This is a genomic window from Asticcacaulis solisilvae (assembly GCF_017875235.1).
Lineage (GTDB): Bacteria > Pseudomonadota > Alphaproteobacteria > Caulobacterales > Caulobacteraceae > Asticcacaulis > Asticcacaulis solisilvae_A.
Window position 1 is genome coordinate 1 of the sequence record NZ_JAGGMI010000025.1, and the last position, 22042, is coordinate 22042.

Here is a 22042-nt window from a genome sequence, read left to right on the forward strand (position 1 = left end):
CACGGCCGCATAACCCCGGCATCCAAAAATACCCAAACCCAAGTAACGGACAAAAAACAAACCCCGCCAAAAAGACGGGGTTTGTCAGCAGTCTGGGATGATATCGAATCATCCCTTAATCCTTAGACGTTTCCGTACTTGTTAGTGCTCAACATACGGTAACCCCGCAACAGTTCCTTGATGCCGCGGTCCAAATCCCACTGGGGCGCCCAGCCGGTAGCTTCCAGCTTCTCGTTGGAAACCAAGTAGTCGCGCTTGTCAGGGTCTTCACCGACGGGCGCTTCAACGAACACGAATTCCGGCACGTGCTCCTGGATCTTGGCGCACAGCTGAAGCTTGGTGAGATTCGCAGACGACAGGCCGACATTATAGGCTTGGCCGCGCATCTTGTCGTAATTTTCCAAGCCGTGGTTGAAGGCGCCGACGACGTCACGGATATGGATGTAGTTGCGGCGGAAGTGGCCTTCGAAAATCAACACAGCGCGGTCGCGGAACGCGCGATAGGTGAAATCGTTGACCAGCAGGTCGATACGCATCTTGGGCGCCATGCCGAAGACTGTCGCCAGGCGGAAGGTCAGGCCGATGCCACTGTCCAGGACTGCCTTTTCGGCGTCGACCTTGGTCGTGCCATAGAGCGAGATCGGGCGCAGAGGCGTTTCTTCAGTGCAGTAAACGTCCTTTTCGCCAACGCCGTAGCCGGAATTGGTCGTCGGATACATCAGGATCTGGTTCTTCGACGCGCGCTTGATGATCGCCTGGATCGATTCCAGGTTGGTCGAGACTGCACCGATCGGGTCCTGCTTGCAGATCGGCGCCCCCACCAGGGCGGCCAGCGGGATCACGACGTCATGCTTGGACACCTGCTCGTCCAACGTGCGCTCATCGCGACAATCGCCTTTGATCGGATTGAAGCCTTCATACGCACAGCATGCGGCAAGCGCGTTGTCCAGACCGGCCGGGAAACGATCGAGAATTGTTACGTCGTGCCCCTGCTCCAGAAAGGTCGGCGCCATTACGGAACCAATATAGCCGGCGCCGCCGGTGATCAAAACCTTCATTACATATACCTCTGACAACTAACGGGCGTCGCCCGTGAAAATATTACAGGCTAAGGCCTGTCAGGAAGCGGTCGATCTCCTGCGCCGTTGTCGGCAGGGGAGCGCCAAGGCTGGCCTCCAGCTTGTCGACATTAAGCTCGAAGCGGACCTTACGCGCGTCTGCCTTGACTTCGGAGCGGCACTGGATGCGGTTATAGACGTCGCGCAGAACGATCGGCGTGCGGGGCCCCATGTTGATCGTCTCGTTGACGACGCCTTTCTGATAGAGGCCGTAGACGATTTCAGCCGCGGTATCCGTGCCAATGAAGGTCAGTTCGGAGTCTAGGTCCAGCCAGACCGGCTGGCCGTTGACCATATCGAAGATTGCATTCTTGCGCATTCCTGGCCCGACGAAGCCGCCCATGCGCATGACTAGCGACCGGGGGTGGCTGTTGCGGACATAGGTCTCGGCGATCGCCTTGTGCAAGCCGTAGCGGCTCGATTTGGACAGATCGACCTGTTGGCTTTCCTGCGTCACTGCGGGCGACGTGGTGTCTGGGTAAACATCACCCGATGACAGGAAGATATAGGCGGCGGACTTGATCTCAACCAGCGAGCGCATGACTGAGCGGACCGAGGCATCGAACTCGGCGACTGGTTCGCGATCCGCCATAAATTTCACGGAATTGCCGTTGGCATTGACGAACAGATCGCATTCGCGGCCGATAAAGCTGTCGTAATTCTGCCGCGTGATAATTTCGAACGGCAGGTTGAGCCGCGTGAACAGCCGTGCATATCCCGACCCGACGAACCCATTGCCCCCCATCAAGAAAATCATAGCCGCCTCCCCTTAAAGCCGCAGTCCGTCCGATTTGGCATCGTAATTTGCCGCCAGCCAGTCGATGGTCTTCTTAAGCCCTTCGTTCAGCGGCGTGTCGCACGACAGCCCCAGCGACTTCAGCCGCTCGACGCTGAAGATCTTGACCAATTGGCCGTCGGGCTTGGTGTCGTCCCAGGCGATTTTGCCCTTGTAGTCAACCAGTTCAGCAATCGTGGTGGCCAGCTCGCGGATACTGGTCGTTGTGCCTGCGGAAATGTTGACCGGCTCGGACGAGTCGTAGTTGTCGATGAACCATGGCACCAGCCTGGCCACGTCCGCCGCGTAGACAAAGTCGCGCTGGGCGATACCGGTGCCCCACATATAAACTTCGTCCTGGCCGTCGCGCATCGCTTCGTAATAGCGGCGGACAAAGGCCGGAACGACGTGGCTGTCCAGGTGCGAGAAGTTGTCGTACTCGCCGTACATATTGCCCGGGATAAGGACGACCGAGTTCAGCCCGTACTGCTCGCGGTAACTCTTCGACGCCACCGTGCCCATCATCTTGGCGGTCGAATACCCGGCGCTTTCCTTTTGTGGATAGCCATTCCACAGCTGCGATTCATCGATAGGGCTGGTGGCCGTTGCCGGATAGGAGCACCCCCCCATGGTGTAGATCAGCTTGCCGACCTTGGCTTCGGCCGCCGCCTGGAAGACGTTTGCCGTCAAAAGCGTGTTGCGGAAATAGAAGTCGGCTGGATAGGTGCGGTTAGCACCGATACCGCCAGAGTAGGCGGCGTAATGCACGATGACATCTGGCTTAACTTCAGCGATCATTTTACGCGCGGCGTCCAGACTCATCAGGTCATACTCTTTAGATGAAACGGCCGTCACCTTGGCGTTCGGATAGGCTTCGCGAAGTGCAGGAGTCGTATGCCGGCCGAGAAACCCGGTGGCTCCAGTGACAAGAATATGCATTTGATTGACCTTTAAATTCGGGATGGCTAGTAACCCAAGGCTTATTCTGGTTCAAGGGGATGACACAGAGCCGTGCGTTTTTTTATAGTCGACCCCAGCCTTTACGACGCCGGCGGACACAACCTCGATTATGCCGTTGAAGTTTCAGCATCAGTCACGGCACAGGGACACGTTCCCATCATTACCGGCAATCGCCGTTTTACTTCGAAAACCACGCACATTGACGTGCAACGCGTATTCAAAACCGGGCTTCGGGAGCCCGCATCGCTAGTAACCCGGCTTGCCGCCTCATTGCATTTCCGCGCCCCAGCCTTCGCCCGCAGATGGCCCTTCTTTCCCGACCATTATGAACCACTGCATGACCGCGCCGCTGACGTCATTCGCGATTGGGCACGTTTCGTCAGTCAGGTTTCCGCGCGCCGCGACGATCAATGGTTCTTCCCAACAGTGACGTGGTGCGAAGCGGGGCACATTGCACGTTTCGCACGGACCAGCGGCCAGATAGGCCGCGTCCACGTCATACTCCGCTTTGACCCACCGGAGGCGCCGACGTCCTGCCAGTGGCTCAAGGAAAGCTTCGCCGGACTAAACGACTTGGAGCTATGGGCGGATACACCGGAACTGGCCGAAGCTTATCAGCAGATAGGCGTGGGGAAGGTCCGGTGCGCCAGGATGCCCTTCCCCACCCTGACAGCGCGGCCATCACCGAAGCCCTATGTCGCATTCCTGGGCGAAGCCCGTCTGGACAAAGGCTTTCAGTATCTTCCTGCGATCATTCGCCAAGCCCTGACGCAAACGTCAGCGGATTTTCACATCCAGATCCTGCCGGATCCGAATCGCAATCCCCAGGTTGCAGCTGCCATCCACGAAGTCCGCGCGTTGGCAGGGGAGCGCGTAACGCTGATGGACGGTGCGCTGGCAACTGCGGATTATAATACCGCAATGTCGCAGGCGGCAGCCATATTATGCCTCCATGATCCCGGCACCTACCGTTTTCGGTCCGCGGGCGTCGTGACACAGGCGCTCTCGGCGGGTATTCCAGTCATCATGCAGCCGGGGTCGAGCGCGCCGCATACGATGATAAGCCGGAATGCGTGTACAGACATCGTCGCACTTACCGGCCTTAATGAGGCCGAAAATGTCAGGGCTATTAGACAGTGCATGGCCGTCAAGAAACGGGCAAGGCGCCACTTGGACGTTCTCGACGACTGGAGCGCTCCCTGGTTGCAATTGCCCGCCCTAGCGCCTTGACATTTAAACCCGCAGTAACGCAATAGAGCTTACGACAATGCTTAGGCGTTTTTGGGGAGACACTCTGGTGATTATAGTTCGCTCGCCTCTTAGGGTCAGTTTTTTTGGCGGCGGCACCGACCACCCGACGTGGTTCAAGGGGCCAGGCAGTGGGCGTGGCGCCGTTTTGTCCACCTCCATCAACAAGTACGTCTACCTCACGCTCAGGCAATTGCCACCGATCTTCGACTTCAAGTACCGGGTCGCCTGGAGCATTGTCGAGCAGGTTAAGGAAATCGCGGATATCCGCCATCCCGTCGTGCGCGAAGTGCTGCGTCACTATGCGGATGAAAAGTGTGGTTATGAGGTCAGCTTCAATTCTGACCTGCCGGCGCGATCGGGCCTTGGCTCGTCTTCCGCTTTCACGGTGGCTGCGCTGAATGCCATCTCGAAACACTGCAACCGGACCCTGACCAAGCACGAACTGTGCGCCGAAGCTATCAAGATCGAGCAGGATTATCTCCAGGAGCCGGTCGGCTGCCAGGATCAGGTCGCCGTTGGTTATGGCGGTTTCAACCGCATCGACTTCCATAAGGATGGAGCCTTTACGGTCAATCCGGTCGATATATCCCCAAAGCGCCTGCGCGCTTTCGAGGGCCATATCATGCTGTTCTTTACCGGCTTTACGCGCGACGCCGGTAATATCGAAAAGGCGAAGTTCCAGAACATCACGCCGGAAAAGGAAAAGTCGCTCAATACGCTTTATGACCTGGTCGATAAGGCGCAGAACATCGTCGAAGATCCGCGCGCCAGCCTGTCCGACTTCGGCTACCTGCTGGATGAGACCTGGCAGGCCAAGCGCAGCCTGTCGAAGGAGGTCTCGAACCCCGCGATTGACGGTATCTACGACACGGCCGTCGCGAACGGGGCCTACGGCGGCAAGCTTTTGGGCGCCGGCGGCGGTGGATTCCTGCTGTTCTTCGTCCCGCCGGACAGACAGGAAAAGGTAAGATCGGCGATCAGGACGCTGTCTGCCGACTGGGATCACCCGCCGGTCGAAGTGCCTGTATCCTTTGAAAGCGAAGGCTGCACCACAGTTCTTTACCAGCCGGATTACGACTCCAGCCACATTTATGAATTCGGCAAAAAGGACTTGATCAAATACGCCTGAGCGATCAATTAAGCGTGCCGCCAATCCCAATATTTTAATGTGACGGTAAGGTCCGTCGCATTGTCCAGAGTGCCTCCCTAGCACCCAGTAGATGGATACATTATGCCTGCCCTAAAAGAAGTATGGATGTCAGTTCTCGCATGGAAGATTTGGCTCTATACCGGAGTTGACGACGTTCTGGGGCGTTACAGACGCACCATCCTGGGACCGCTCTGGATCGTGATCAGCCAGTGCGCGTTCATCTTCGGTCTTTATCTGATCCGCAAGTCGATCGCAGGTCCGGATAATGCGAACTACCTACTGTTCCTGGCGATCAGCATCCCGGCGTGGAACCTGATCGCCAGCTTCCTGATTGACGGCACGAACTCCCTGCTGCGGTCGAAGGGCTATATCGAGTCCTACCCACTGCCCATGCCGATCTTTGTCATTCGCACCGTGGTGGCCTGCCTCGTCAACTTCTTTCACTTGCTCGTCGTTTTCGCGCTTATCGCCATCATCTACCAGCACCCGCTGACCCTGAACGCCCTGTGGTTCATCCCGGCCCTCTTGATCATCACCATGTTTGGCTTTGGCGCCTGTCTCGGCCTGTCCGGCCTGGGCGTCCGCTTTCGCGACCTGAGCCCGGCCATATCGGCGGTCATCGGCCTGATGTTCGTCCTGACGCCCGTCTTCTGGGTCCCGGTCCCAGAACTGATGAACTCGGCAATCGTCAGGTACAACCCATTCTTCTATCTCATTGAGATCATGCGTGAGCCGCTGCTACAAAGCAGCATATCCCCGAATGTATGGATGACCGCGTTGCTTATTAGCGTCGGAACGTTCATTGCTGGCCTTACGATCTACAAAATGACCCGTCCGACTGTCATATATTGGCTCTGATATGAAACTCTCTCTACACCAAGTTACTGTCGCCTATCCGGTGAACATCAGCGCTCGCCAGCAGTCGATCTTTGCTACTGCCGCCAAAGCCATGTCCTTTGGCAGCTTTGCCAAGTCGGGCTCCAACCAGACCTACGTCTTGGCCCTCAACCAGGTAACAATTGACGTCAAGGAAGGGGCGCGTATCGGCCTGATTGGCCGCAACGGCTCCGGGAAGAGCACGCTTTTGCGGACGATGGCCGGTATCATTACCCCCCGCAGCGGGAAACGTTTCATCAATGGCTCGGTTGGCTGCGTGCTCAACCTTGGCTCTGGCCTTGAAGCCGACAAGAGCGGCATCGAGAACATGAAGATGATCGCGCGCTTCTATGGTATGGAAGGCGCAGAACTAAAGAATGCTGTCGAAGACGCCGCCAATTTTTCCGAGCTTGGCCCCTATCTTGACTTCCCTGTCCGGACCTATTCGTCAGGCATGACCGCCCGTCTGTGTTTTGGCATTGCGACGGCTCGTCACGCCGATATCATGTTGATCGACGAAGTGATCGGCACGGGCGACGCCCATTTCGTTGCCAAGGCCGTAGCGCGCATAAAGGACATCTGCGCCAAGTCCGGAACAGTGATCATAGCGTCACATGCCGAAAGCGTGCTGCATGACTTCTGTACGCAGGGTGTCTGGATGGACTCCGGCACGATCAAGAAGATGGACGAGCTGGATACTGTACTCCACGCCTATAACGCCGCAGCGGGATAGGCATGACCAGTTCCGATTTTGATGCTACCGTTATCGGAGCGGGTGTTATTGGACTGAGCATCGCCAGGGAACTGGCGCAAAAAGGCCTGTCCGTCCTCTTAATTGAGAAGACGGACGGCATCGGGCGCGGCATCAGTTCCCGCAACAGTGAAGTTATACATGCGGGCATCTATTACGAACGCGACTCACTGAAAACTAGGTTCTGCACGCGCGGCAGGGACCTTCTTTACGCTTATCTCAAAGAGCGCGGTATACCCCACAAGAAGTGCGGCAAGCTGATCGTGGCCGCCAGCGAAAGCCAGCTGGCCGGCCTCAAGGCGTTGCGTACCGCCGGCATCGGAAATGGCGTTCCAGGGCTGGAAATCCTGAGCAGGGACGAGGTTGCGGATCTTGAACCCGATCTCACTTGCGTTGCCGCCATGCTATCCCCCGAAACAGGCATCATCGACTCGCATGCCTATATGCTAGCCCTGCAAGGTGATTTAGAGAATGCGGGTGGCGTCATCACCTTCTTCACACCGTTCGTGTCGGCTCACTTCAAAGAAGGTGTGTTTCACATCGTCACAGGTGAAGCGGAACTGACGGAAATAACCAGCCGCTGGCTCATTAACGCAGGGGGGCTCTGGGCGTCGGAGATCGCGCGCGCGATCGAAAATTTCAGCCATACGGTGCCGCCCCTGTACTATGCCAAGGGCAGCTATTTTACCTACACGGGGTCGACGCCATTTTCACGGCTCATCTACCCCATGCCGGAACCTGGCGGCCTGGGGGTTCACCTCACCCTGGACCTTCAGAACCGCGGCCGCTTCGGTCCGGACGTACAGTGGATAGACGCCATCGACTTCACGGCCAGCGCCGACCGCAGGGACGCCTTCGTCGATGCTATAAGCACGTATTGGCCAGAGATCCGCAACAGGACACTCAGCGTCGATTTTTGCGGTATAAGACCGAAATTGTCCCGCAAGAACGAACCCACGCGTGACTTCCTGATCAATGGCCCGGAGGCGCACAATGGCGCGCACCTTATCCAGTTGTTCGGAATAGAATCCCCTGGGCTGACTTCATCGCTCGCCATAGCCGAATATGTTTCCGGACTTGTGACGCGCGACTAGAGCGGGATGACGTTTAATTGAATCGGGTTTGGATTTCCTAACGCTGCGAACAGTGATTCAAGGTCTGGGTTGTTTGGAGTTTGAACCATGCCCAGACCTTACTCTCTTGATTTGCGTGAGCACGTCGTTTCAGCGGTTAATGATGAGGGGTTGTCTCGTCATGAAGCCGCGGCGCGTTTCGGAATAGCTCCGAGCACGGCAGTGCACTGGCTCAAACGGGCCAACACGACTGGCAGCTTTGCTCCGAAGCGTGTTGGTGGTTACAAGCCCGCTACGCTTTCAGGCCCTCATCGTGACTGGTTGCTGGAACGAGCAAAGTCTGATTTTACCTTGCGTGGTCTGGTCTCCGAGTTGGCAGATCGTGGCGTGCGTGTCGATTACCGCTCGGTTTGGCGGTTCGTGCATGCCGAAGGTCTAAGCTTCAAAAAAAAGCCTCATGGCCAGCGAGCAGGATCGGCCAAAGATCACCCGGCGCCGACAACAGTGGCGGAAGTATCAAGGCCGGCTTGATCCTGAACGGCTTGTATTCATTGATGAGACCTGGGCCAAAACCAACATGACGGCCTTAAGGGGATGGTGCACCCGCGGTCAGCGCTTATGCGCCAAAGCTCCCTTCGGACACTGGAAAACCATGACCTTCCTGGCGGCCCTGCGCTGGGACCGTATCGATGCGCCTTGCGTCGTGGACGGCCCCATAAACGGCTTAAGCTTCGGCCTTTATATCGAGCGATTTCTTCTGCCGACACTCAAACCAGGCGACGTCGTCATCATGGACAATCTCGGCAGCCATAAAAGCCCGTTTGTTCGAAAGACGATCAGAAGCGCTGGCGCAAAGCTCCTATTCCTGCCGCCCTACAGTCCAGACCTAAATCCGATCGAACAGGTCTTCGCCAAACTCAAGCACCTTATGAGAAAAGCAGCCGAAAGGACTGTGGAGGCGACTTGGAAACGCATCGGAACATTGCTCGATGCGTTCACACCCCAAGAATGCAGAAACTATCTCAAAAACTCAGGATATGGGGATAACTAATGTCATCACGCTCTAGCTGTGGAGCGCCATGAGGTTGCCCTGAGTAGGGTTCAGGCAACTGATTGGTGTTTTGTATTTTATACCGGCGTGCGGTCTGTGCCAGTTATACATGTGCGTCCAAGTTGGGAGGAAGTCTTTCCTCTGTTCGGACGTATCGTAGGCCCTGGCGTAGGCCCACTCCCTCCGGGCCGTTTGTATGAAGCGTTCGGCTTTGCCATTGGTCTTTGGAGTATAAGGCTTGGTGCGGATGTGCTTTAACTTTAGGCGTTTGCAGGCTTTCGCGAAGTCCCTGGCCTTGTAGCAGGGCCATTGTCCCTCATGACGCGGGTGACCTTGATGCCGAGGGATTTGTAGTAAGCGATGCAGGCCTTGAGGAACGCAACGGCGCTGACCGCTTTTTCGTCCGGTATGATCTGAGTATAGGCGATGTGGGAGGCGTCATCGACACGGACGTGGACGAACTCCCATCCGATGCCGCGCGTGTTCGACTGGCCGGTACGATCTCCCGTAACGCGATGCCCCGTGCGGCTGAACTTTCCCAGCTTCTTGATATCTATGTGGATCAACTCACCTGGCTGTTCGCGCTGATAGCGCCGTATCGGCTCGGCGGGATCTAGCTGACGTAGCCGGCTCAGTCCTACACACCTGAGAGTACGGCTGACTGTGGCCGCATACAGGCCTGTCTCATGAGCAATATGCCGCCCGGTCAGGCGCTGGCGACGCAACGCAATAACTTGATCGACAATCAGCGCCGACGTGCGCCTGGGACTAAGCTGAGGCCGAGACGAAAGGTCGCCCATGCCTGCGCGTCCATGCTGCCGGTAGCGATCCTCCCATCTGCGAACGATCTTCACCGTTACGCCAAAAGCCAAAGACGCTGCTGACCGGCTCAGGCGGCCGTTGATAACCAACAAAGCCATTACTTCTCGACGCAAAGGCGTCAGTCGGGCATTCTTATGGATGTTCATTCGGGGTGTCCGATCCAAGAGCTGGGGTGTGGTAACGCCAGTCTCCTAAATCCGCCCCGAATGGACAAACTCCTGAAAGCTCACAACTAGATCGGTATTTTAAAATGAAACTATCATACCGATCCAAACTTTTTTTTGTCGCAACATTTAAGGCAAAATCGCTTAAACTTTTTGCCGTGTCGCTCAGTTTCGGCTACGCAAATGGAGGGCCGCAGCATCCAACAGGGGCGTGATTTTGTTAAACTGCGCATCCCAGTTTAACTCATCATCTGCCGCAGTCTGGCAATTCTCGACCAATTCCGAATACTCGACCGGGTTTTGATAAAACACTTCGGCAGCACTTTTTATGGCTTCCACCAAACTTGCTTCATTCCAATCTTCAGCCAGAAGCCCACAATTATATTTCTGTATGATCTCATAGCACTGCGGATGAGGTGCTGCGATAGGAGGCACTCCGGCGGCTACAGTCTCAAAAAATTTATTAGGGGACGCATATAGTTGGTTCACGTCATCTGGGCGCCACATGACAAGGCTGAAGGCATATCTTCGCCGAATGCTATCCAGCTGATCGGATGACAGAAAACCGAGATATCTGATATTTTCACGACGAGAGGCTTGCTCGAGGAAAGCGCGGGCATTATCTGTCTCGGCCGACCCGGCAATGTCGAATCCTATATGCTTCAACTCGTCAGACAGCATAATTTCGCAAAGCGTTTGCGGTCCTATAGTTCCGGCATAAAGTATTCGGCCATTGCGGACATTGGGAGAATGGCCACTATAGGTTTGGCCGGCGTTGTAAACTTCGACGAGATCTTTTCGTTTCCAGCCGTACATGTTCAGATCTGCCGAGGCGCGTAACCGTTCAGGAACAAGCACTACATCCGCTTCCGACAACACACACCGATTGAGGTTTATTGCCGCAGACCCCAACCCCTTAACCTGATGGCTTACACTTTCCAACTTATAATATATAAGAATATTATTATTGCTTTTGTATTTAAGGCATGCCGGTAAGACAAATCCATGACTTGCGACGACAATATCAGGTTTTGTTTTATTTAAAAAATCTAGTATGAATTTATTATACTCTGAAATAAAAGCAAAGCTGTATGCTGGATAAACCGTAGACACACGAAGTATTTTAAATGGAAACCGATCGCCAGCCCACTTTCTTCCCTTTTGGTCAGGTTCTATGACGCAAATATCATCTGTGGAGTAATAGTCCGCCAATGACTGCAACAGATAAGTAATTTGTGGTGTACCGTATCCCACCGCCAAGTCTGAAAGAAAGACGATTTTACGCTTTGTTGCAGCATCATTAATAATCATCTCTAAAACCCGTAACGTATTTGTTGGTTGTTAACGCTGCTTTTGCTTGGGATGCTTGAAGAATATCCTGCACCAGACGATCTGCGTGGTGCACTCCCCCCAGTATGGAACGCGCGAATGCCGCGGATTGCGCATATGCTGGATAGTCCTGTTCAAGTACAAACACCGCCTTGATCAGACCAGCTTCATACCCACCTGGCACGTCGGGATTGACATAGATTCCACCCACTGATGCCTCCAGCGGCTGATTGCTTTCGACCCATACAAACTCGATATCCGACATGACGGATTTTGTGGCGCCGCGGGCATTGCCGATCCCGAGCCAGAAATCGACTTGGCCCGGCAATACTTTAAAGAGTGTCCCAATGCGATCAGCCTCGTGCCCTCCGACCGCCCTAACGTCTTCGGATAGACAATTCCCGTTTTCGCCGCGGGACACGCAATGCAGATCCAGATAGGTTCCAGAGATAGGACTTTCGTTTTTAAACCTCAGAACGAGGTGAGTAGCGCGTGAGGGGACGCGCAAGATCGTACATGCCACCTCCCTGTTACTGAGGGTAAGGCGTTTGGATTTCTGGCTCGGCGCGCCGACAAACGGCTCTCCTTGGACGGTTTGCCATTTCAGCCGCGCACCAGGAATTGGCGCAGCACCAACGTGTTTGGAGATCAACTCGTCGAACCGGATATCGGACAGCATGTCCGCAAGCGCAGACATCCACGTTCCACCGGTAGCGATCACCGGGCGCCCTGAACACAGAGCTTCAATAAATATACCCGAACTTCTCGCGGAGTAATTGCCGCGATCATAAGCAATTAGAATAGCGTCGCTACGCTCTATGGCCTTGCTATATCCGTCGGCCGACAACGCGCCGAAGTGAAGCTCCAGATGCGGGCCTTGTAGTCTTTTTAAGCTTTCTATCGTTTGCAGCATGTCGACCGGACTGTGACCTTCCGGCAAGTAACATTGGACATCGAAAACGACGCGCGACCGCCAAAGCGAATCTCTTACAGCCCTGACGAGCGCGGGGAGATATTGAAATCCCTTTTCCGTGCGGGCATCGCCTAAATAGGCAATACGAATGGGCTGGCCGCTTTTACGCCGCGGTGACCGCACTTCCGGTGCTGGAATCGGCAGCGGAATAAATGGGCCGCTACCAAGTTCCTCATACTGCGCGGTCAGCGGCACCGTATCGGTATAACAAAAGACTTTCTTATCTGCGTTGCAAACGGCGACTTGGGAAAACAGGTGGCTGAGCTCATGGACGTCAAACCCCTGACCTTGCCATTTATCTGCGTACTCACGGAAAATATTGCGTCGGAAAAGCAGATGAAGCTCGGGAGACCGGTCCTGCAGCCGGCGAAATTGCTGGAGTCCGCGCAAATCTGTCCAACTCATTGTAGGAAGGAAAATATAGTCCTCCTCAGACAGGGCGAATTCCTCAACTACAAACTTAAGTGCCGATGCGAACTGGTTGGCGCAAACATTCTTCAGACCCATGGACAACAAGGCATTCGACTTCTCGAATACAGGGACATCGGGACGTTTCGACTTCAGGCATAAGGCCGCGGCAATGTAGGCCTCATGAACCAGCATTTCCCCATCGTTTAGCTCGTCAAGCTTTCCCGAAAGCCGATCTTCAACAAGTCGCGATGCAACCTGAGACCGAACACCCACCATACGGCTGATCCAACGCCAATTCACACCGGCTCCGCCTGTATGTCGGTTATAATGTTCAAGTGCCGCAGGATCCTTTGCAGCTGCCCAAAGAGACGCAAAGCGGCTCTTGTAATATTTCAACAGCTTGACATCCATTGCGGTTCGCGGCCCCAAAGGCCTCTTCTTACGCGTCGGCACTTCCCCCCAGATATCGTATCGGAAAGGCTTTACTACAGGTATGTCCGGAACCGTACCGTCAAAAGCTGCGTTCACTGCCAGATATGGGTCAAATCCCTGGATGCGCGCTGCCTCCAGCACACGAACGGCATACTCTAAGTAATGCCCCCCTGTCCCAGCAATTGACGGGTCACAAAGTACAAATTTCACCATAGTTAGGCTCCGCCGCCCGGGACATCATTCATAAGGTTTACCAGTTTCTGGAACTGGGCTTCCCACGTCAATTCTTTTGCCGCGATGGGCAATCTCTCTCCAACCAGCTGATCATAGGCGTCGGTCTGAGCAAACGCCAGGGCATCATCTATACCTCTTTTCATGTCGTCTTCCCCCCAGCCTGGCAAAACGCGCCCGCAACCATAACGCTTTATCAACCGCACACATAGCGGATGAGGCGCGGTCAAGGGCGGAGTCCCCGCCGTAATTGCGTCAAAGAATTTATTGGGCGCGGCATAGTAGGTTGATTCTGAATCGGGAGCCCACGCGATGAATGAATAGAGATAACTGCTTATCAGTTTTAAAAAATACTGATCATGTTCGACAAGACCACAGTAGTTTACAAGCGATCCCCTGCGCCCGCAGGCTTCGATTTGCTCCTGTGCGTCCGGAAAGTTTCGGAAGGAGCCGTAAAGATCGAATGGAAAGGCATCGAAATCGTTGCTAAAAAACCGTCGGCCGAATGTCCTGTCTGGGTCGATTTGGCCAGCATAAACAATCTTGTCGTTTTTCTGCGGACGCCGGGACGACGGCAAAAGATCCGAGCAGTTATATAGGATAGCAGTCGGTTTGTTCGACAAACCAAGTCGCTTTGCATCAAGTAACGCCCTGTTTTCTTCGCAGAATGCGACATAGTCGATGCGTTTGGCCAACTGCCCCATAACGCGAATTTCGCGGGTCAGTACGCCGTCGGTATGTTCGTATCCGTAATAGATAATTTTACGTCCAACGCCGGACTGCACCAGTGCCGCGGCACCGTGAAATGCACAGACGACAACAAGGTCCGGCCTCATCTTTCGCAGCGCATCGGCTAGCTGAAGCGTGAAATCGATTTGTCCGGAACCAGAATATGGATGAGACGCCGTAAAGATGCGCTCAATCTGCAGGTCGGGATATTTGTAAGCAACAGACGGCCGGTCCGACTGATCCGGCTCGAAGATAACTGCCTTTGCCTGAAAGTGCTGAGCAAGCGAACGAGTCAAGCTGATAATCTGAGGGGACCCGTAACCGACCGAAACGTCGGACAAGACTGCAATAGTCTCTATTTTCATCGCCCGCTCCAACGCGCGCGCGTTGCCTTCTGTACACGCCGCAATGGCAACTTCTCGGCAAAGCATAAGGACACTTCATGCTCCGCATTGGCGTATAAACTGTCAAAATCAACACCAGCGCCCTGAACAAGGCATTCCATCATCGCTTGGTCATCGATAGCTGGCGCCAATATACGGCTGAGGACGACCAACTGACGATTATACGTATCGAGATTTTTGCGGATATCCAGTAGCGCCGCAGCGAAGGACTCAGGTTCCGTCGAAGAGGTCCGCACGGCAAAGCCACAGGTTATTCCCGCTTGAAGACGGCCAAGATTCAATGAAATATGACGTGGAAGTATGTTCGCTTCCTTATTAAGTGGCTTGACCCATATATCAAATTCAGCAACAGAAACCGGAAATGTAAAGCCAAGCTTTACATTTGATGATGTGATCATAACAACATCAGATAACCGTCCTAAATCATCGCCTTCTTTATTTCTTAAATGAAGTTCGACGATAACGCCTCCCCCGGCCAATGCGGTTAGGAACTCAAGGCTGAATATAGCCGTGTCGAAGGTTGGGTCGCAGTCTTTGACGGTTCCCCAGGAGTGTCCGCGGATTTCCAAAGCATCCGGAGAACTCAGCTGACAAACCACTGCAAATGCCGTGTCTACATGTTTCAGCCAGCATTGCCGCATCGGCTCGACGACCTTAGCCCCCCATGACGCACTTGTGACGACGGCAGGAATTTGCTTACGTACGGCTTCCGCAAAAATACCGGATGACCTCGATGCATACGCTGAAGAATCGTATGGCAGCAAAATGATGCCACATGACGACAGTACACGATCATATTCTTCAGAAGCTAAAGGCCCAGGAACGAACTCAACCTCCCCCGGCGACTGTCCACGCAGCGCAAACATTCCCTTGACCGCTTCCGGCTCCCCCCCCTTTATATTAAAGTTGGATTGTACAAGAAGACGATCTCCGTCTCCGAACCCCGACCACAGTCGGAATCTGTCCCAAATATCGGAAAGGAACTGAAAACCCTTCTCTGTGCGAGCGTCGCCGACATAACCATGAACGACATAAGTTCCGGCCTGAGAGCGGATAGGACCATTTCCGGTCGGAACTGGAAAAACTTCAAATTTCAGGTCAGAAATGCGATTATATTGAGCGGCGAGTTGCAAGGTGTCCGTATACCACCCAATATCCAATGTCTTCATCGCCTGCGCCGCGTAATGAAATACGCCCTTTAACCGCAGAATTTGCAATTGACCGCCCTGCAGCCCCCATCCGGGCTGATGGCCGAAAAATGCATCGCGGCGCATTAAAAGGCGCCATTTCAGCTTGCGCGTCAACGCCACCTTTTTCAGAACAGCCGCGATAGCCAGAATTTCCGGAATGCCAACCGTTGGCACGAAAACGATGTCGCCAGCCTCAAGCTTTGAGACATGAATGAACCGCTCAACATCCCGAGCCATTTCTGAGACACTACCGGTCGTTGCGATAAGCTTCCCAGCCAGGGTACGCCCGATGAAAAAGAATATAATCAAGGGTGACAGCACAACAGCCGCAACGACGACTGTTAAAATCAGAATTGCGCGCACAAGCCGCTTCAGCTTCCTAATGAAAGCGGTAAGCCTGCCGCGGGACCTAGGTCGAAGGGCGCGTTTAACAGCCTGAAATATATATAGAAGCCGGACAAGGGAAGCGCTGGTTTTAACACCCATCCAGTTCGATGAGTATATGGACAACTTCGGATCAAAAAGCGATTCCAGGTCATGTGCTCGAGCTGAAGCTAAATTGATCCAACTATAATGATACCATATCAGCAGCGCCCGGAATATTGGACGCAGAACGGACCGAAATGCCCTTTTGATATTGGCATATACAGTTCGAAGGCGCATGGAAACCCCGGCAGACCGCTCCGATTGCTCCCAGAACGTCTTATGGAATACACCATACGCAGCGCCAGGAAAGCTGCCGTCGTTTCTAAAATCCACATGTGCCCCTAGCACAGGATTCAGACCCGCTTCATTTACCTGTTTGGCGACACGTAATGCGTATTCGAGATAGTGTCCGCCTTTTCCCGACACGGAAGGATCAATAATCGCAACGCGTTTCATCAGGACAAAGCCTTGACCTCGAACGGTGCGTAGGCCGGCAGTGCAGACGGAACACCAAGTCTATCCGCCAGCACGCGAATGATACGTGACGCCGCCAAACCGTCACCATAAGGTGAAATTCCTGACGCCATCTTTGCATACGAAGCTGCGTTACTAAGCAGGTCATCACATGCTTCAAATACGTCTTCCCGCCGCGTCCCTATAAGCTTGGAAACACCACAATAAACGGCCTCCGGCCGCTCGGTTTCTTGTCGCATGACCAACACTGGCTTGCCAAAGACGGGCGCCTCTTCCTGCACACCACCGGAGTCAGTCAAAACAATATGGGCCGCCTTAAGCGCGCCGACAAATTGATTGTAGTCGAGGGGCGCGCAGAGGTGAATACGAGGGTTGTCACCAAACATGGCGTTCGCCATCTCAACGACACGCGGATTAGGATGAACAGGAAAAAGAACCTGCACGTCCGCGTGGGTATCCAGCACGTCAAGAACGCCTTGGAAAGCCTGACGCATTGGCTCGCCAAAATTCTCGCGCCTGTGAGATGTCAAGAGGATTAGTCGCCCGCCATCCGGCAACTGCACAGCCGGCTGGACCGCACGGGCCTTGCTTGCGACGAGTGTATCTATCCCTGTATTGCCAGTAAGATAAATATCCTGTGGTTTCACACCCTCTTTAAGCAAGGCATCGCAAGCGCCTTGAGTCGGAGCGAAATGCATAGACGCAATCCGACCCGCAACCACACGGTTAAACTCTTCCGGGAAAGGATTCACGATATCGTGCGTCCGAAGGCCTGCCTCGACGTGACCAAACGGCAATCCAAGATAAAAACAGACCGTCGCAACCGCCATGACAGTCGTGGTATCCCCCTGCGCCAAAACAACGTCAGGTGACAATGACTTAAGCGCGGGCTCGAGGGCGAGAAAAGCGCGCCCTGTGATTTCCGACAAACTCTGACCTGCTCTCATGAGGTCCAAATCGACATCAGCCTTAATGCCTAGGTCGTGAAAGGCCTTATCTAGAAGCTCACGGTGCTGAGCCGTCACGACAGTAACCGGGTTAGCCCATTCCTCAGCCATCAGCCCACGGATAATAGGCGCGCACTTAATAGCTTCGGGTCGAGTACCTACGACCACAACTACATTTTTCTTGGACAACACAATCCCCGTGCTTAAATATTGCGATCACTTGTAGGCCGCATTTCGCCGCATAGGCACCACAAGTGAACCTCGCCCCTTCGTATGAAAACGACATAGCGTAAGCAGCCGTATAAGGCAAACCAAGTATCTAAGGATACTCGATTATGTTGACGCAGACTCGTCAGAAGCGCTGCGATTGCTGAGGAGTGCCGCCCGCAAACCGCTCAACGAGGCCTGTGGGTCCGGCTGACTTTCAAGGGTCTCCAGATCTTTTTCCGCCAAGTCAAACTGCTTAAGGGCCGCATACGCTTGCACCCTATGATAAAGGCTCCAGAACGGCGCTGCTCCAAGTTCTATCGACCGACCCAACCATTCCACAGATATTTCAAGTTTCCGCAGTCCCAATGCAGATACACCTAACAGATAGGCAAAACGGGCATCTTCAGGAAACGCTTCCGTGGCAAGTTGGGCGAGAAGAAACCCATCCTGACTCGAAAGGATGCTATTGGCAGCACAACGGTTTAACGCGTGGGAATACCTCTCATGGGCATCGAAATATACGCTGGACGGCCGCTGCGGCTTTAAAGAATCCAGAGATTCCATTGCCGCATCGAAGAAAATCTGCGGCCAGTCATAGTATTTTTCGTCCTGCGCGAAATCAAAACTTTCCCGAGAAAGCCCTCGCTTGACAAGCTCATAAACATGTTCGCAGGGCTTCAGCCCCTCCCGCTCTTCTTTCGACAGCGTGCTGGCGGCCGACGCCGATGCCCGTGAGTTTGAGATGGCTGCGTCAACCAGGGTCAGCTGGATTTGAAGTTTCGATTCAAGAAATTTGAAAAACGAAACATCGATCCATTCCGTCAGGACCAGAACACGGCCACTTACGATTTGCGAAAGAACCATCTGCTGAGCCAACGTCTCCAGCCAATGCTCGCAAAACTGATCGATCCGAATGTCGGGAAACATCCGTTTCTGAGAAGCATAGGCATCAAGTGGATTTCGGATCGAGTAGATGCCTGTGCCCGCACCGTAGTGATCAGCGAAGTGCTGAACCGCAAAATCAGAGAACACGCTGAAAGGACCCAGCGCGACCTTTTCACCGTACCGACTATAGCGATCTGCAAGTTCACTCAATATGGCTTGAGGTTCACTACCCTTAACCGGAAGATAAGAACCCCGCGTTATTGCCCGTTGCAACAGTTTCCTGGAATTAAAGCCGGATTGGAAATCTTGATTCGAAGGCCTATAAAGATCTGCCTCACTAAGTATATAAACATTTTCATCAGAATTCAAAATTTGCAAGATAATAGTTGTGCCAGACCTTGCGGCACCAAAAACAAATATCCGATCCTTTAATATATCACCGATCATATTTTTCTCTCAAGATCCTTAGAGCTTCGCTCGAAATATAGTAGATTCACCAACCAAGCCCACGTTACATACCTGTGCGCTATATTAATTAAATCGATTACACCAAAGTTCACTTATAAGCGCATCAAAACATCGTGTAAGGCCCCTGTAAGCAGTCACCATTCTCCATATTTCGATGGCCTACGCAACAAAATACGCAGGTATCCTCGGTTAACCAGGTTGACGGCGCTGTAAAACAGAACCGGAGAAAGTAGAGCATGCGGCGTCAACACCAACCGACCGAAGACGAGGCAAGTGTCGCGCTCCCTCAATATGTATGTGTTGCGTTTAGACCGGGTCCGTTCACGGCCAAAAGCTCGGCGATGGCGCAGACGATATGGTAGAAGGAACTGGCCGGCGCATCTTCGGCAACCCACGACCCGTCCTCATTGAGCTTATCGTACCAGGTGCCGCGAGCTGGGGTGTCGAGATAAAGCAGCAGGCCGTTGAAGGCAGCCACAATCTCGTTGGCCTCGCTGTCTTCCTTCGTGCGCTTATAACGCGCGACCGCTGCCTTCAGGCGTTCGGTTTGCGGCCACAGACGCGCACCGCCATCCTTGACCGCACCGCTCAGCCAGACCTCGTTTATGGCGACACCACGGCTTTCGCTCAGCCCGTGACGACGCGCGAAACCGACCAGGCCATCGGAGATATCCACACCTTCACCGCCGTCGAAGCCGACCTCGAACAGCCACGCCCATTCCAGGCAGTGTCCGGGCTCGACGATCTCGCCGTCCCGCCCTTCGACCTTGTTCCAGTCGCGATCGAAATATTCTGTTACCGCACCACTGTCCGCATCACGGAAACGCTCTCGAAACAGTTCGCCCAACCGGTCCTTCATCACCTGCCAGCGTTCACGTCCCGAAAAACGATAGTGCGCCAGCGCGGATTCGAACATGTGCATATGCGGATTCTGACGGTAAGGCGGAGACGGCGTCAGTTCGCCTTCCCAGAACCCGCCCTGAGGCCGCGCCCACTTTTCGTCGAGGATATTCTGAATGTCTTCAGCGATATCGAACAAGTCCGGACGCTGCAGCGCGTGCCCGGCGTGAGCAAGGGCAAACAACCCGAAGGCATGGTCGTAGAGGTCGATCCGGCTGTCTACGACGTTGCCGTCTTCGTCGAACAGGTGGGCGAACAGCCCATCCTCGCGTCGGCCGCGGTTGAGCAGGATGTCGAGGCTTGATTCCACCACCTGGCGCCAGGGGCCGTCCCAGCCCAGCTTGCCGATCGTACAGAAAGCATAGATCTGCCGCGCCTGGACACGCAGACGGCGCTTCATCGCAACTTGCACGCCATCGATCGTCAGCCGTTCGGCAAACAGTCCATCGGCGCAAAAGCCGACCGACGACCACAAAGGCGCGGCATGCGCGAACAGCCACTCTTTCGCGCTCTGCTGCGCGTCTTTAATCGTTGCGATGGTGCTCACTGACATCAAATTCTGCTTTCGGAAACGATGGGCTGCGAATGCGGAAGGGTGGCAAACCACTCATAAAGGTCGCCCCCTGGAAACCGGTAACCTGATATACCAGCCGAGGTTGCGGCGTCCACATCGCTTTCCTGATCGCCCAAAAGAAAAGCGCCCTCGCGGCTAAGATTCATCTGGCGGAACGCCCTTTGAATCATCGCGCCACCCGGCTTGCGATCAAGGGCGGCCTGAACACGGTACGGCTCGTGCACGGCATCCTTGTGATACGGGCTGTAATAGAAGGCGTCGACGAAAGCTCCATGCCGGTAGAGCTCTTTCTGGACGGCGTGGTGCAGCTTCCAGACATCGCATTCGTCGTAGTAGCCGCGGGCAATTCCCGCCTGATTGGTCACGACGACGACGGCATAGCCCGCATCGTTCGCGGCCTTGATCGTCCGGATCGCACCAGGCACCCATTCCCATCGGTCCTGCGCATGCACATAGCCGTGATCGTGATTAAGTACGCCGTCCCGGTCCAGGAACAGCACAGGCCGTTTCCGGGCGGGCAGTTCGGTAACTGCGCGGCTATAGGTTTCGGGAAGGCCGATATCCAGGAAGTATCCTGACGATTCGACACCTCTCAGCCGCCCTTCCGACGCCAGCTGCGGAAAAAGGTCGGCCTCGATCGAGCTTGGGAAATGCTTCAGGCGGTCGATGGCTTCCAGTCGGAGCGCATAGATTCCTCCGTTGATAAGGCCCGGCTGCCCCTCGGACTCCGCTGTCTTCTCCTGAAAGCTGAGTATGCGGCCATCGCCATCGACATTAACGCTGCCGAAGCGGCCCGCGTTTTCGACCTTCCGCAGGGCAAGGACGCCCAGTGTGTCAGGCGACCCGTGCAGCGCAGCATCCACGGCACGGATATTCGTATCGAACAGGGTGTCGCCATTCGCAGCGATAAAGGTCGAGGCGAGGCGATCCCGGACGAATGCAAACGCACCGCCCGTGCCGCGCGGCTCCGGCTCAATCACTACCGAGATATGTGCGCCGCCGATCGAGGCATGATCGTATCGGGACTGGACCTGCTCGCCAAGGTGCCCGGCCAGCAACAGGACGTCGCGGAACCCCTGGCGCACAGCCGATTCCAGAAAATAGTCGAGAAACACCTTTTGCTCGGTGATCTTCATCAACGGCTTGGGGCAGTTTTCCGCCAGCTTGCCGAGTCTCGTTCCGCGCCCACCTACGAGCACAACCAATTGCCGGCAATACACGTGCACCGTCCGTCGCTGTTTTTTTCTCCTTGCCAAACTGCGGCAGCCAAATCAACCTTGAATTAAGATGAATTGTGAATAGCTTTTCCTAGGAAACAGCATCCTGCGCAGCCATCGCGGGCGCGGACGGGAATGCCCACTTCTGCGTCAGCTTTTCATGGCCTCGGCAATCTGGTTCACGACCGCCTTGACCTGTTTCTCGTCATCGCCTTCGGCCATGACCCGGATGAGAGGCTCGGTACCCGAAG

18 protein-coding genes and 1 pseudogene are annotated in these 22042 nt (G+C 54.6%); 6 read left to right on the plus strand and 13 right to left on the minus strand.

Annotated elements, in window-relative coordinates:
• Positions 1-122: 122 nt before the first annotated feature.
• Genes J2X24_RS22215 through J2X24_RS22225 form a run of 3 tightly spaced genes read right to left on the minus strand, consistent with a single transcriptional unit; the run spans position 123 to position 2832 of the window.
• Entirely contained in the window at positions 123-1058 is a 936-nt protein-coding gene (locus J2X24_RS22215) for an NAD-dependent epimerase/dehydratase family protein (protein ID WP_209726253.1), read from the minus strand.
• Positions 1059-1101: 43 nt separating this feature from the next.
• A complete protein-coding gene (locus J2X24_RS22220) occupies positions 1102-1875 on the minus strand; it encodes an NAD-dependent epimerase/dehydratase family protein (RefSeq protein ID WP_209726255.1) in 774 nt (257 codons plus the stop codon).
• A 12-nt stretch (positions 1876-1887) separates the two neighbouring features.
• Positions 1888-2832 carry an NAD-dependent epimerase/dehydratase family protein gene (locus J2X24_RS22225; RefSeq protein ID WP_209726257.1) on the minus strand — a complete coding sequence of 315 codons (945 nt, stop codon included), beginning with the start codon at positions 2830-2832 and terminating at the stop codon, positions 1888-1890.
• Positions 2833-2904: 72 nt separating this feature from the next.
• Between J2X24_RS22225 and J2X24_RS22230 the strand changes: the two genes are divergently transcribed.
• The 6 genes from J2X24_RS22230 to J2X24_RS22255 all read left to right on the plus strand — a co-directional run bounded on the left by J2X24_RS22230 (position 2905) and on the right by J2X24_RS22255 (position 9005).
• Positions 2905-4083 (plus strand): hypothetical protein, encoded by a 1179-nt coding sequence (locus J2X24_RS22230; RefSeq protein WP_209726259.1) that lies wholly within the window; start codon positions 2905-2907, stop codon positions 4081-4083.
• A gap of 67 nt (positions 4084-4150) precedes the next feature.
• A complete protein-coding gene (locus J2X24_RS22235; protein ID WP_209726261.1) occupies positions 4151-5233 on the plus strand; it encodes a GHMP family kinase ATP-binding protein in 1083 nt (360 codons plus the stop codon).
• 126 nt (positions 5234-5359) lie between these two features.
• Positions 5360-6112: an ABC transporter permease gene (locus J2X24_RS22240; RefSeq protein ID WP_209726263.1), complete on the plus strand. Its 753-nt coding sequence runs from the start codon at positions 5360-5362 to the stop codon at positions 6110-6112.
• 1 nt (position 6113) lies between these two features.
• Positions 6114-6863, plus strand: coding sequence for an ABC transporter ATP-binding protein (locus tag J2X24_RS22245; RefSeq protein WP_209726265.1), 750 nt, complete (start codon positions 6114-6116; stop codon positions 6861-6863).
• Between the two features lie 2 nt (positions 6864-6865).
• Positions 6866-7975 (plus strand): NAD(P)/FAD-dependent oxidoreductase, encoded by a 1110-nt coding sequence (locus tag J2X24_RS22250; protein WP_209726267.1) that lies wholly within the window; start codon positions 6866-6868, stop codon positions 7973-7975.
• Between the two features lie 87 nt (positions 7976-8062).
• Positions 8063-9005 (plus strand): IS630 family transposase gene (locus J2X24_RS22255; RefSeq protein ID WP_404977841.1). Its coding sequence is split into 2 segments (ribosomal slippage): positions 8063-8398 and positions 8400-9005, totalling 942 coding nucleotides; the frame shifts between segments, so codons are not numbered across the junction.
• Positions 9006-9017: 12 nt separating this feature from the next.
• On the opposite strand, the pseudogene J2X24_RS22260 reads toward J2X24_RS22255, so the two are convergent.
• The 10 genes and pseudogenes from J2X24_RS22260 to J2X24_RS22305 all read right to left on the minus strand — a co-directional run.
• Positions 9018-9973, minus strand: a pseudogene (locus J2X24_RS22260) (IS481 family transposase).
• Positions 9974-10156: 183 nt separating this feature from the next.
• Positions 10157-11302: a glycosyltransferase gene (locus J2X24_RS22265; protein ID WP_209726270.1), complete on the minus strand. Its 1146-nt coding sequence runs from the start codon at positions 11300-11302 to the stop codon at positions 10157-10159.
• Positions 11292-13349, minus strand: a complete 2058-nt coding sequence (locus J2X24_RS22270) for a glycosyltransferase (RefSeq protein WP_209726272.1) — start codon at positions 13347-13349, stop codon at positions 11292-11294. Before J2X24_RS22270 ends, J2X24_RS22265 begins: the two co-directional genes overlap by 11 nt.
• A 2-nt stretch (positions 13350-13351) precedes the next feature.
• Entirely contained in the window at positions 13352-14461 is a 1110-nt protein-coding gene (locus J2X24_RS22275) for a glycosyltransferase family protein (RefSeq protein ID WP_209726274.1), read from the minus strand.
• The gene (locus tag J2X24_RS22280; RefSeq protein ID WP_209726276.1) at positions 14458-16572 is read right to left on the minus strand and encodes a hypothetical protein; all 2115 of its coding nucleotides are present in this window, start codon (positions 16570-16572) and stop codon (positions 14458-14460) included. Before J2X24_RS22280 ends, J2X24_RS22275 begins: the two co-directional genes overlap by 4 nt.
• Positions 16572-17726, minus strand: a complete 1155-nt coding sequence (gene wecB, locus J2X24_RS22285) for a non-hydrolyzing UDP-N-acetylglucosamine 2-epimerase (RefSeq protein WP_209726278.1) — start codon at positions 17724-17726, stop codon at positions 16572-16574. Before wecB ends, J2X24_RS22280 begins: the two co-directional genes overlap by 1 nt.
• Positions 17727-17870: 144 nt before the next feature.
• Entirely contained in the window at positions 17871-19079 is a 1209-nt protein-coding gene (locus J2X24_RS22290; RefSeq protein WP_209726280.1) for a tetratricopeptide repeat protein, read from the minus strand.
• Between the two features lie 307 nt (positions 19080-19386).
• Positions 19387-20553 carry an AGE family epimerase/isomerase gene (locus tag J2X24_RS22295; protein WP_209726282.1) on the minus strand — a complete coding sequence of 389 codons (1167 nt, stop codon included), beginning with the start codon at positions 20551-20553 and terminating at the stop codon, positions 19387-19389.
• On the minus strand, positions 20553-21800 hold the full coding sequence (locus J2X24_RS22300; RefSeq protein WP_310005447.1) for an HAD-IIIA family hydrolase: 1248 nt from the start codon (positions 21798-21800) through the stop codon (positions 20553-20555). The genes J2X24_RS22295 and J2X24_RS22300 overlap by 1 nt, the downstream gene beginning before the upstream one ends.
• Positions 21801-21941: 141 nt before the next feature.
• On the minus strand, positions 21942-22042 hold a 101-nt coding region (locus J2X24_RS22305), incomplete at its 5' end, for a hypothetical protein (protein WP_209726285.1).

Coding starts and splice junctions, on each gene's coding strand:
- J2X24_RS22215 (WP_209726253.1), bottom strand. CDS start 1,058: ATGAAGGTTTTGATCACCGGCGGCGCCGGCTATATTGGTTCCGTAATG.
- J2X24_RS22220 (WP_209726255.1), bottom strand. CDS start 1,875: ATGATTTTCTTGATGGGGGGCAATGGGTTCGTCGGGTCGGGATATGCA.
- J2X24_RS22225 (WP_209726257.1), bottom strand. CDS start 2,832: ATGCATATTCTTGTCACTGGAGCCACCGGGTTTCTCGGCCGGCATACG.
- J2X24_RS22240 (WP_209726263.1), top strand. CDS start 5,360: ATGTCAGTTCTCGCATGGAAGATTTGGCTCTATACCGGAGTTGACGAC.
- J2X24_RS22245 (WP_209726265.1), top strand. CDS start 6,114: ATGAAACTCTCTCTACACCAAGTTACTGTCGCCTATCCGGTGAACATC.
- J2X24_RS22250 (WP_209726267.1), top strand. CDS start 6,866: ATGACCAGTTCCGATTTTGATGCTACCGTTATCGGAGCGGGTGTTATT.
- J2X24_RS22265 (WP_209726270.1), bottom strand. CDS start 11,302: ATGATTATTAATGATGCTGCAACAAAGCGTAAAATCGTCTTTCTTTCA.
- J2X24_RS22270 (WP_209726272.1), bottom strand. CDS start 13,349: ATGGTGAAATTTGTACTTTGTGACCCGTCAATTGCTGGGACAGGGGGG.
- J2X24_RS22275 (WP_209726274.1), bottom strand. CDS start 14,461: ATGAAAATAGAGACTATTGCAGTCTTGTCCGACGTTTCGGTCGGTTAC.
- J2X24_RS22280 (WP_209726276.1), bottom strand. CDS start 16,572: ATGAAACGCGTTGCGATTATTGATCCTTCCGTGTCGGGAAAAGGCGGA.
- J2X24_RS22290 (WP_209726280.1), bottom strand. CDS start 19,079: ATGATCGGTGATATATTAAAGGATCGGATATTTGTTTTTGGTGCCGCA.
- J2X24_RS22295 (WP_209726282.1), bottom strand. CDS start 20,553: ATGTCAGTGAGCACCATCGCAACGATTAAAGACGCGCAGCAGAGCGCG.